This is a genomic window from Tenacibaculum sp. XPcli2-G (assembly GCF_024124505.1).
In the GTDB taxonomy this organism is placed as follows: Bacteria; Bacteroidota; Bacteroidia; order Flavobacteriales; family Flavobacteriaceae; genus Polaribacter; species Polaribacter mesophilus.
Genome location: NZ_JAMXSH010000004.1, coordinates 196,051 through 208,263, shown reverse-complemented (window position 1 = coordinate 208,263; position 12,213 = coordinate 196,051). Strand labels below are relative to the sequence as shown.

General features: G+C 31.3%; 10 protein-coding genes. All 10 read right to left on the bottom strand.

The features are described from left to right. Positions 1-36: 36 nt before the first annotated feature. Complete coding sequence (locus NH341_RS11815) at positions 37-1,032, bottom strand: hypothetical protein (protein WP_159613926.1); 996 nt, start codon at positions 1,030-1,032, stop codon at positions 37-39. Between the two features lie 257 nt (positions 1,033-1,289). Continuing rightward, on the bottom strand, positions 1,290-2,132 hold the full coding sequence (locus tag NH341_RS11810) for a DUF5694 domain-containing protein (protein WP_159613928.1): 843 nt from the start codon (positions 2,130-2,132) through the stop codon (positions 1,290-1,292). Between the two features lie 434 nt (positions 2,133-2,566). Next, entirely contained in the window at positions 2,567-3,094 is a 528-nt protein-coding gene (locus tag NH341_RS11805) for a hypothetical protein (RefSeq protein ID WP_253057022.1), read from the bottom strand. A 66-nt stretch (positions 3,095-3,160) separates the two neighbouring features. After that, positions 3,161-3,904, bottom strand: coding sequence for a hypothetical protein (locus tag NH341_RS11800; RefSeq protein ID WP_253057021.1), 744 nt, complete (start codon positions 3,902-3,904; stop codon positions 3,161-3,163). After that, complete coding sequence (locus NH341_RS11795; RefSeq protein WP_034040240.1) at positions 3,904-4,317, bottom strand: DUF6884 domain-containing protein; 414 nt, start codon at positions 4,315-4,317, stop codon at positions 3,904-3,906. Before NH341_RS11795 ends, NH341_RS11800 begins: the two co-directional genes overlap by 1 nt. 166 nt (positions 4,318-4,483) lie before the next feature. Further along, positions 4,484-6,604, bottom strand: coding sequence for a DUF262 domain-containing protein (locus NH341_RS11790; protein ID WP_253057020.1), 2,121 nt, complete (start codon positions 6,602-6,604; stop codon positions 4,484-4,486). Between the two features lie 179 nt (positions 6,605-6,783). Further along, positions 6,784-8,151, bottom strand: coding sequence for a hypothetical protein (locus NH341_RS11785; RefSeq protein ID WP_253057018.1), 1,368 nt, complete (start codon positions 8,149-8,151; stop codon positions 6,784-6,786). Positions 8,152-8,708: 557 nt separating this feature from the next. Then, positions 8,709-8,930, bottom strand: coding sequence for a heavy-metal-associated domain-containing protein (locus NH341_RS11780; protein ID WP_253057017.1), 222 nt, complete (start codon positions 8,928-8,930; stop codon positions 8,709-8,711). A 152-nt stretch (positions 8,931-9,082) separates the two neighbouring features. After that, positions 9,083-11,500: a heavy metal translocating P-type ATPase gene (locus NH341_RS11775; RefSeq protein ID WP_253057016.1), complete on the bottom strand. Its 2,418-nt coding sequence runs from the start codon at positions 11,498-11,500 to the stop codon at positions 9,083-9,085. A gap of 86 nt (positions 11,501-11,586) precedes the next feature. Next, on the bottom strand, positions 11,587-12,147 hold the full coding sequence (locus NH341_RS11770; RefSeq protein WP_167713464.1) for an AraC family transcriptional regulator: 561 nt from the start codon (positions 12,145-12,147) through the stop codon (positions 11,587-11,589). Positions 12,148-12,213: the final 66 nt, after the last annotated feature.

The following is a 12,213-nucleotide window of genomic DNA, read 5'->3' as shown; positions in this document are numbered from 1 at the left end:
GTGAGAACAATTGATTAATTATAGCTAAAGATTTTATTAGATATCCATTCCATAATCCCATTTTTTTATGCCTTTTTCCTTTAGTCTATCTTTTAAATCATTTTCTAACCAAAAGAATAAGTTAGTATATTTTACTGTTTTAGAGTTTAAAAGGAAGTCGGTTGCTTGTTTTAAAAGTTCTTTTCGGTAAGCTGCTTTAAAGTTTTCAGGAAAAGATAGTAAAAAAACTTCTAGGTTTTGTAATTGATTTAAATTGGTAATATCTGTTAACCTACTATTATTGTCAATTTGGATTCGCTTAAGATTTTTTAACCTAGATAAGTTGGGTAAACTTTCCATTTTGGACATACCTTCAAAATATAGAGAGTTTAAGCTTTCCATATATTTTAGAAAATCATAATTAGGTATTTGTCTTGTTCTACTTATTTCAAGAGTCTTAATACTTTTAATGTTAGCAATTGAATCAATATTTTTATAACTACCATATAACAAACGTAATTGTTTAAGATTGTTTAGGTTGTTGATTGCATCTAGATTGTTCATTTTAACACCACGAAATGTTAGGTGTTCAAGTTTTGAGAGTTTCGATACGTTTTCAAGTCCTTTTTTCATTCCATCAATCCGAAGAGAGGTTAAATTTTGAAACTCCTTAATAAAACTTAAATCAACAGCAACAGATTTAGTTTCTCCTATTCCTAAATCAGTTAGATTTTTATTCTGTAGTAAAGGTGTATAGTTGGAAGTATTATAAGAAGAAACATCAAAATTTCTTAAATTAGGTAGTTGAGAATAAAAATCGAAATTCATTTTATCATACCACGCAATTCTTAATCCAATTTCTGGATATGTCTTATAAAACTCATTTAGAATATTCCAAGTTCTTTTTTCGGGGTTTGTGAATTGGAAAAATTGTAGTGAGTGAATATTCTTCTCTTTAATTAGTTTTGGAATATCTAAAGGTTCTAAATCACTATATATATTAATATTTCCATTAAAATTCCCCCATTTTTCTTTTTCGTTAGTTTCTTTCATTTATTTTTTGATTATGTACGATAGTGCTACTTAGGGATATATGAGAAAGTTATAAAGAGTTGAATTGTTGATGATTCTTTTGAACGATCAATAATTCAGCTCCCTAAAATTATTAATATGAGATAACTTAAAAAAGAATTAGTAACTTTTAAAAATTAGGCTAGTATTTTCCGTTGCAATCGAAAGATAGTAAAAAGTCAATTGATTCCTTGTTAAGGGGGTTAAATTTAATGAGTTATGGGTGTTGTTGATGATAGTTATTTTTCGCCAATATTAGTCAAATCAACATACTCTGTATTTTTTGAACTTCTGTAAAAGTCTTTTAGAATTGCACTATGTCCAGCTCCAATAATAACTAAAACTCTGTCATTTTCGTTAATTAAATCATCAATATTTTTTTTAATATAAATATTCCGTTTGTACCAATTTGAGACATAGTCTGATGCTGGTGAGTTTCCATTTTTAGAAATGTTTAAAATTCCATCTAGGTACAGGTTACGATTAAAGTTATCTGATTCAGAAGTGTTCAAATTTGCCAAAGATTCGCCTAAAGTATGCGTTTTTAAATATTCTGTTTCTTTACTTGCCCAAACCTTAGCTGACTTTAAAGTATTAGCGAATTCTTCCATAAGTTTTTTTTCATTAAGGTATTCGATTAATTCAGTATCTCCAAGTTCCAAATGATAATCAATTCCATAAATTTTATTCAAATTCAACTCTTTAGCTAATCTGAAACCTATTTGATAAAGTTCATTATTTGGTAGTTCGTATTTTCCTTTTTTAAAGTCAATAAGTTTTTTACTCAAAGAGTCTGTTAGTATAGGCTCTCTTTCTACTAAAATTTTTGTTGGTTTGAATTTCGCCAAATTTTCTACTAATTTCTTTAACTCCAATTGTCTTTTGCTAGAATTTAAATCCTCAATAATTATAGCAGAATAATCAGTGGTATTTGCAAAATGAAATGTTCCAAGAATGCTTATTTTTCCTTTTTTTAAATCTTCTTTTAGAGCTATTTTTTTAGGCTTTGATTGCTCTTTTTGTGTTATACTTTCACAACTAAAAAGCATGATAGTCAATAAAAATAAAACTGTTATTCTCATATTTGAATTTTTAAGAGTATACCCCATAATTAATGGCAATATGTTTGTGTATGGTTTATTACGTGTTTTAAGCACCGAATTTAGTAAATACAAACTAAATAGAAAATCCGCGAGGTTTTTTGTAAATAGCTGATAAGTAGTAATTACTTATGGGAGTCGTTGTTGTACGTTTATAGTTTTTAAAAAAACGGTTCTTCTAATACCACCTTATTACTTCCTTCTCGAAAGGTATTATCTTTGCTGTTTATCAGTTCAAAAGTAGGATATTGTACTCTTATTCTTTTTCTTTATGTGTAATAGTAGTTATTACTTTAGCTCCATATTTTGGAGAAATACTAATAAAATACAAAGCAAAAAAACTGTTAGACATAATGAAAGTACATTAAACTTTAAGACTAAACCTTTATTAATTATAATAAATATTGTAGATAGTTTTACTTCCAGAGTTCCCACCATTTTTTATTTTTTTCTTTAATGTTTTTGTCTGACGTTTTTTCCTTCAATTCAATTTCATTTTTAACCTTTTCTTCTTCTATCTTAACAAACTCCTCTTTTATATACTTTACTGTAGAACTCGATGTATTTGGGTTGTTTATAATGTAATCTAAAAGATCTTCCATTTTTTCATTTCCTACATAAGTAACATTAGAGTTAAAAAGTGCATTTAGGTTCATAATCGTTATATCAGAAGCTTTTCTTTTTAAAGAATTTACATATTCTTGTTCAAAACCATTCATGTCTTCTAGTGAATACATGATATTCCAAAATACATTAGGCTCACTTACCTCACTGAATCTTTCTAATACCTTAAATAAGGTAACCATAGCTTTGTTTGATGTATGTTTTTTTAAAAAATTACCGTAAAGTTCATTAAAAAGATTTTCCAAAGGTGTAAAATCATCATTTTCTGGTCTAAAATTTTCTATTTTGTATAAAAGTTCTTTTTCAGTATAATTTTTCATCTTTTTTATTTTTCTGATTATTTAATTTAATAGTGGTGTGTAATAAGTTACTAAAACAAGCTTTTGCTATTGTGAAAAGTGATTTATAGTGTGGTAGGTACAAACTATAAAAGTACTTTGGTTTAAAAAAGTATAAAATGCACTTGTTTTTTGCCTCAGTTCTTTGTTGTAAGTAGTGCTTTTTACTATTTCTTTTAATTCGGTCAGTTCATTTTCTGATAAAGATTGTTTCCATAATTCATTTACTAACCATAATCCACTATCTTTTATTTTCTGCTTTGGTGAGGATAATCCTAACCAAATTTTACTCGGTTTACAATTCGTGCAATTTGAAATTGTAGAAATTATTCTTGACTCAATCCTTAACCTTTGTTCTTTTTCCAAAACCTCAAAAACTGCAAATGAAAAATTGTTTTGAATATATTCAGTTACCTTTTTCTCAATTCTTTGTTGTCTTTCAAAGTCTATTTGCTCCAAATATTTTTCTTTATTAGCCCTTGTTGTCAAATCTAATTCCCATTGCTCTAAAAAACTGTCATTTTCTAAATTCAGTATTGCTCTACCAATATTTTTCCTAAAAATACTACGGTCTTTATTTTCTTTAACAAAATGTTGTTTTAATCTTGATTGAAGTTGGTTATCTCCTGTATGAGTTCCAATTCTTACAATTCTTTTCAGTCCATTAAATTTCTCTCCCTTTTCAAACAGAATATAAATTCCATTTTTCGGTATTTCTTTATTGTTGAAAGGAAATGAGTGTTCTTTTAATTCATTAAAAATTTCGTGTATTTCGTTACAAATTTTGCTCATTATTTGTTTTGTTTAGTAAGCCATTGAAGTTGTTCTCCAATTTTTAATCCTTGCATTGGAATTTTTATGTGTTCTAATTCTGGCAACAAGTACTTTCGGTATTTGTCTCCTGCTAAAAAAGTGAACTGGTCATTTTTCAAATCCGCTACAGAATTTAGCTGATTAACAACCATTTTTGACCATTCCTTTCTTTCGCTGACATTCATTTTATTCAGCGTTTTGTCATAAGGTTCGATTTCGTCTGTCAATTTTAGAAGTCCGTGTTTTGCAGAAAGTATAAAAATTCCGTTTGGATTTAATGACTTTGCATAGGTCAAATTCTTTTTGAAAAGTGAACTTGTATAAATCTTTTCCGCTGTGGCCTTTCTGTCCAGTTTTTTACTGACACAAGAAATTAGAACTATGTTTTTCATTCAAGCACAATGTTTTTTCGGCATTACTTACAACGGTCTAGGCTATGAACAGTTGCGTGGTTTAGCACAGACTTTTGCAAGTACACTACAAGCTGAAAATTCCTGCGGAATTTTCAGGATAAGCCAGTAAAAGCAATTGTTTATAGCCATTGTTGCCACCAGTTATTTAATTCCAATGTAGTCTTTCATACTCGCTTTGTTCCGCTCTGTTTTTCGGAACTGACGAATTCCCAATCCGTACATAAAAATTTTCTTTTCCCTCAAAAGTCGCAAAGACTGGTTTTCCGCTTTTTAGAATTTGAATTTTACAAATTGTCTTTTCGTCAATAGTCGGAAAGCTAACTTTCAAATATTTCTCGAAGCTTGAACCCAAATATTTTGATATAATATTTCTTAAATGCAATTCAAACCCGTCAATGTCTTTCTTTGAAAGAGTTTCACAGTCTTTGTCAATTCCCAAAGCATTTCCATCATCGTCAACGCCAATGATTAAAATACCTCCATCAGTATTTAAAAAAGCTGAAATGGTTTTTGCAATTACAAACTCCAATTTTTTATTGACTGTGTTTTCTCGCATATCATATCGCAAAGTTGATTTCAATTCCAATCTTTCGTTTTCGCCAATTAAGATTAATTCTTTTAATTCAGTATCCTCTACTGGCATTTCATTTTTAAGCTCGATACGGTTTTTTAGGGCTTTGAAAATCGAATTAGCTCTTTTTTCTAAAAACACAGAGTAATCATCGCTGTAAATACCAAATTCGTCTATGTTGTCAATCAAGTGGGATTTTATGGATTTGCTCAAACCTTCGTTCTCGTCTATAAAATCTTGAATGTAGATTGAAGGTGCTTTTGCTCTAATTTTTCTTTTGTTTAAATCCGCTCCGACTAAAGTAATGTTAACAATACTGTTTTCATTACCAATGCCTCGTTTTCGCAGATAAGATTTCGGGAAGAAATGATGATAGTTCTTACTGTTAGCCATTTTGAGCCAAGAATTGTCAAGAATGACTTTTCCATTATCACTAAAGTCTTTGGGCTCGAAGTAAGCTAAAAGACAAAGAACAGCTTTACAATAACTATTACCTGCACTAAATCCTGTATCTATTAAGTCCTTTGGTGAGTTTAAGAAGACTTTTATTTCATCATAATTTGGTCTTTGCTCTTGAAGAATTTGGTCAATTCTCTTGATGTCTTGCGCAAGTTTAGATTCGGTTGAACTTGAATATCTATATGATAGCGAAATACGCCAAAAGAATTCTTCCAAGTACTTAATTTGTTTTCCTTTAGGTTTCTCTTTTTGGAAATAAAAGAAGTAACTGAAGGGAACTAAAAGAGCATCATAAGGTAAAAGAGTGGAAACAGGAATTCTGTAAACAGAACGGAAATAATCAATACTCTCTTTTAATGCCGAAATAACATCATCCCAAGTGTCTATAATGCTTTGTTTGTCCAGTTGTAAAACTACTTTTCTCTTACACTCCTTGTTTTTGCTTAAAATCAAACTTAAGACGTTAAGTATAACGGTACTCGAAATGGTGTCGTATTTACTTACTTCAAGTTCTTTGAGTAGTTTTTGGAACTTTGCCTGCATATCAAACTTCTGTTCTTCATCGTATGTTTTTGCAGACATAATTTCAAACAACGTAAGTGTTTGTCCGCCTGTATTTATTCGAGTAAAAACTTCAATTGCAGAATCTATATCCTCTTTGCGAAGTACAACTGTTGAAAAGTCGTATGTTGAAAACGTTTGAGAATATTGATGAATTTTTTTGAATTGCTCATCTGAAAAACGCTTTTTTATTTCAAGTAAATTATCGTTGAAATTAAGAACTTCATTCAAAGTTATGAATGTACTTTCAGGTTGCTCTGAAACTATGATTTGTTCATCATTGTTATCAACGTCGCCCTCTAAATCAACAAAAATAGAACCGTAGTTTGTAATCTTTTTTTCGCCCTCTTTTTGGATTGAAGCACCTAAAAATGCGGCATACAATGACGTAATTCTTTGTTGTCCGTCCAAAACGTATTGAACTTTAATATCATCTGGAATTGGTGGCAATTCAAGGTTTCCGATATTCTTAATGTCATTAAGTCGTTCATTTGTTTCCCAAAGTATAAAAGTTCCAATTGGATAGCCTTTTAAAATACTGTCTAATAGTTTGGCTGTTTTATCAATGCTCCAAACAAAATCTCGTTGAAATTTCGGAATCTTAATCTGTCCTTTTTGTATTTCGGATATTAAGTCCGTGTATTTTTTTGAGTCTGGTTTTGGTTGTTTATTCATTCAGTTTAATTCTTTTTCTGTCGTTGGTTTTAATTGGTGGCAACGTATTTGTGTATGATTTTTTGCGGGAAAAGGACGCGAGTCATTTTCCGATGTTGCGGAAAGATAATTAATAAGATTGAATTTCCGGTGAGGAAATACAGCCGTAATTAATTATACACGGTGTTGTGCTTTCGTACTTATTCATTTAGTAATATTCTACTTTTTCGTTTTCCCTTATATTCAACCATTCTTAAAATAATCTCTCTGATTAATTCGTCTAATAAATAAAAAGTAGTAATACCTTCTTGACCTTCTCCAATATCTCCTCTGTGAACTGTTTTATGTCTAACAACATCTATTAGCTTTTCTATTTTTGGCGTTATAGGAATATTAAAATCGTTGATGATTCTATACATTTTGTCTGTTGTTGAATGTCTTTTAATCTGGTTTAAATTTCCAATCTTACTTTTCACAGTATTATATGCGTTGCCGAATTTATCTTTATTCAAGTCTATGATTTTATTAAGTTCTTTTTTTATTGGGTTATAATCAGTTTTATTTGGTAAAAATTCCTCTTTATCTCCAAGAAACTCAACATACATAGTTGTTAGTCTTTCAAATGCAATAATTTGAATAAATACTTTCTCTTCAAGACTTTTAGTTTGCTCTGAATTATTAAGATAAAAGATAATTGATTTTATATCTATTTTTTCACACCATTTTATGAATTTGTCAAAGTTGAACATTAGAAATTTACCTAAAACATTTTCTCCTCTATGGAAAGGGTCATTTATAGGAATATAGCTGTTGTATCGTCTGTTGTCAATTTTTTTAAAAGAATATGTTACTACTTTTTCCGCGTCTATCTTTCCAATCGTATAATAAGAACCATAACATTCTTTTCTTATTCTGACTTCAGCTCCATTGATGAAAGAGAGAGCTGAAATGTAAGAATGCTTAATTTCTAAAAATAATTCATAAGTTAATCTATTACTATTCTCTTCAGTAAACTCAACTATGATATCATCGCTATCTTCTGATAACTTATAGTAAGTTTGGCTATATGGAAATCTTTTATGAACTAAATTAGTTGTGGAATGGTCTCTTTTTAAATTGTTAAAATCCTCAATTTTTTGTCCACCTCTTTCTCTAATTTCTTCTGTGAAATCCGAAAATTCAATTTTTAATCCTTCTAAAACAAGATATTTAATCAATGGTTTGAAATCACTTTCTTCAAATCCTTTTTTCTTATCCTTTATATGCTCCATTTTTCCATAACTTACCATTTTAATTCTCGAAAGATGTGGATTGTTTTGAGAAAATCTTAGATTATCTATTATTAGAATATTATTTTCCTCTGTAATACAAGTTAGGTTATAGTTAGATTGCCAATACTCTCTAGAACTATCATTCGTCAAAGCTTTTAAGTCATATTCCTCATTTACATATAGATCAAGTCTAATAAATCCATCATCTGAATAAACTATACCAAAAAAGAACGGAATAGTTATATTTTCCGAGATCACTTGACCCTTTTTAATTCTATATATTTCTTGAAGTTCCATTTTTCAGGTATGAAGCACAACTAGTTTATATACGTAATAAAATTACTTATATATTCCTTTTACGGTAGGGTATACGGAACTTTTAGCAATTTTATTAACACTCTCAAATATAAAAAAAGTAAGATAAAAAAGTGTAACTTTTTTATCGGGTCGACACCCCAAGCCTAATCGGGTCGACACCCCAAGCCTAATCGGGTCGACACCCCAAGCCTAATCGGGTCGACACCCCAAGCCTAATCGGGTCGACACCCCAAGCCTAATCGGGTCGACACCCCAAGCCTAATCGGGTCACCACTCACTGCCTAAGGGGAGTGTCATTCACTGCCTAAGGGGAGCAACTTCAAACAAGTAAAAAGGTAAAATATTCGTATTGTGTAGAAAAATGTTTGTTAGGTGCCGTGAAGTATAAAGAAGTCTTTTTAAAAAACAAATACACTCCTCTTTGGAGTGTATTTAAATGTAAAGTTTTATAAATAGTTAACTTAACAGTTTACAAAAGCACAGGTGTTCTTGTTTGTTTCAATTTGTACCGTAAGTGAGAATTGTGTACTTGCTTTTTATACTAAAGGTTCTGCTTTAAAACCTTTACTTTTTACGATAGCAATTACTTCATCCGCAGTAATTCCTTTAGAACTTATGGTAAGAACTTTATCATCAAAATTAGTATCTACATTCCAATGGCAAATACCTTCAGCATTGTCTAAATCAGCTTGTACTTTTGATACACACCCTCCGCAGTTAAGGTTTGTTTTGAATTTTAACTCTTTATTATTTTCCATTATATTAAAAATTTATTTGTTATTGAATACCGCAAATTTCAGCACAACGGGACTGTTTGTTGTTGTACAATTTTAAGATTGATTTGTGAGATTTACAGATTTATTAAGTGAGGTTTAAAACGTTCCGACACTTGCTAGTGCCGAAACACTTGTTACTTTTTCCATTTTAATCGTAAGCTATTGCTAACCACACTAACACTACTCATAGCCATAGCTGCACCGGCAATCATAGGGTTTAATAAGAAACCATTAAATGGATATAAAATACCAGCTGCAATAGGTATACCAATAAGGTTATAAATAAATGCCCAAAATAGGTTTTGTTTAATGGTAGCCACCGTTTGTTTTGATAGTTTTATAGCCTGCGGAATTTTACTTAGGTCAGATGATATAATGGTCATTTTAGCAACATCCATCGCAATATCACTACCTTTTCCCATGGCAATACTTACATCAGCAGTAGCTAGGGCAGTACTGTCGTTAATACCATCACCCACCATAGCAACGGTTTTTCCTTGTTGCTGTAACTCTTTTACAAAATCAGCTTTGTGTTGTGGTAATACTTCAGCTTTGTAATGTTGAATACCTGTTTCTTCTGCAATAGATTTTGCGGTAGCTTCGTTATCACCTGTAAGCATGTATAATTCAATATCCATAGCTTGTAGTTCCTTAATAGCTTGTACTGAGGTTTCTTTTATTTTGTCTGAAATAGCAAGTACAGAAAGTGCCTCTTTGCTATTAGCAAACCAAATAACGGTTTTAGCTTGTTTGCTCCATTCGTCTGCCTGTTTTAAAAGTTCGTCCGCTATGGTAACCTTATTTTCAGCCAATAACTTTTTATTACCCACAAAAAAGGTTTCTCCATTATAATCAGCCTTAGCACCTTTGCCCGTAATACTGTCGAAATTTGTTAGTTGGGTAGTGGCAGTATCTCCTAAAAACTTTACAACAGCTTCTGCTAATGGATGTTCAGATTTTTTCTCTATACTTAAAAGTATGTTCTTAGCAGTATCGTTATTCTGTAACCAAGATATACCAGTAACTTCTGGCTTTCCTTCGGTAATAGTTCCTGTTTTATCTAAAATAATAGCGTTTACTTTTTTAGCAGACTCAAGGCTTTCAGCATCTTTAATTAAAATACCTTTTTCGGCACCTTTACCAACGCCGACCATAATAGCGGTAGGTGTAGCCAGACCTAGAGCACAAGGACATGCAATAACCAATACGGTGATGGCTGCTAATAATCCTTGAACCACTCCGTTATCACCACCTAAAATAAACCATATAATAAATGTAATAACAGCAATACTCATTACTACAGGTACGAAAATACCTGCAATTTTATCAACCAATTTTTGTACAGGAGCTTTACTACCTTGTGCATCTTGTACCATTTTAATAATTTGAGCCAGCATGGTTTCTTTTCCAACCTTAACAGCTTTGAATTGGAAACTTCCTTTCTGATTAATGGTTCCCGCAAATACTTTTTCATTTTCTTCTTTTAGTACCGGAACAGGTTCACCATTTAACATGCTTTCATCTACATACGAGTTTCCTGTAGTAACCATACCATCTACCGCAATTTTTTCTCCTGGTTTAACAAGAATTGTATCATTTACGTTCACATTTTCAATAGGGGTTTGCTTTTCCGTTCCGTCAGGTTGTATCACAACCACAGTTTTAGGTTGTAAGCCCATCAATTTTTTAATGGCAGATGAGGTGTTTCCTTTGGCTTTTTCTTCTAATAGTTTTCCTAACAGAATAAATGCAATAATAACCGCAGCTGCCTCAAAATATACATGTGCTTCTAATCCTCTAGATTCCCAAAACTTCGGAAATAACATGTTGAATACACTAAATATATACGCTATACCTGTACTTAAGGCTACTAGGGTATCCATATTTGCAGAACGATGTTTGGCTTGTTTCCATGCATTGATAAAAAAGTCTTTACCAAACCATAATAACACAGGGGTAGAGAAGGCCCACATAATAGGGTTGGCGTAAGGCATGTTCATAAAAAACATACCAATAACAACTACAGGTAACGAAAGGAGTACCGACCACATGGTTTTGGTTTTTAGTTGCTTGAACTTCTTTTCATGAATAGCTTCGAGGGTTTCTTGTTGTTTGGTTTCGTCTTCAATTAGTAAATCATAACCCGCACCTTGTACTGCTTTTTGCAGTTTTGTAGCATTGGTCATGTTTGGAAGATATTCTATCGTTAAATTTCCACTAGCAAAATTTACCGAAGCATTTACTACACCAGGTTCGTAGCTAACAATACTTTCAGCACTTCCTGCACAAGAGGCACAAGTCATACCCAATACTGGAAATACTTTTTTAACAGTGGTTACACCGTAGCCCAAATCTTTTATAGCGGTAACGGCATTTGCAAGAACTTCTTCGTTGGTAACTGTAATAGCAGCTCTTTGGTTGTTTAGTTCTACTTTATGGGTTTCAATTCCTTCAACATGTGCTAAGCCTTTTTCAACGATTAAAGCACAGTGTTCACTTTCTACACCTTCTAAGGGTAGGTAAATGATATCTTTATTGTTATTTGTTGCCATTTTTTTACTGTATTAATTGTACAATACAAAGTTGGCATTAAGTTAGAGAAAATTTATTGTGGAATTTTGGAATTGATTTATAAGATTTACACCTCGTCTAATGGTTTTCTTCTGTCTTTACGGATTTTTTTAAAGTGACTCGGCGTTAACCCTGTAACTTTTTTAAACTGATTGCTTAAATATGCTACGCTTGAATAGTGCAAACGGAAAGCAATTTCACTCAACGACAATTCGTCGTATACCAATAGCTCTTTTACCTTTTCTATTTTTTGAGCAATAAAATACTTTTCAATAGTAGTACCTTCTACTTCAGAAAAAAGATTGGACAAGTAATTATAATCGTGATGTAGTTCGTTGCTTAATAGTTCAGATAGATTGATTTTTGCTTCACTGTCTTGATGGTGTACCAAATTGATGATTAAGTTTTTTATCTTTTCAATAATGCGCCTTTTTTTATCATCAATAATCTCGAAGCCTAAATCAAGTAAAACCTTGTCCAGACTTTCTTTTTCATCTGAAGTAAGTTCTTTTTCTAGTATAACCTCACCTAATTTAATGCTTTTTACACCCAGACCTAATTTGTCTAATTCATTTTGAATGACAAGGATACAGCGATTGCAAACCATGTTTTTAATAGTGAGGGTCATAGTATTTTTATTATAGTTTGTTAGGTTTACAAAGATAAGGATAAGTGATTGCTATGAATCAAAAAT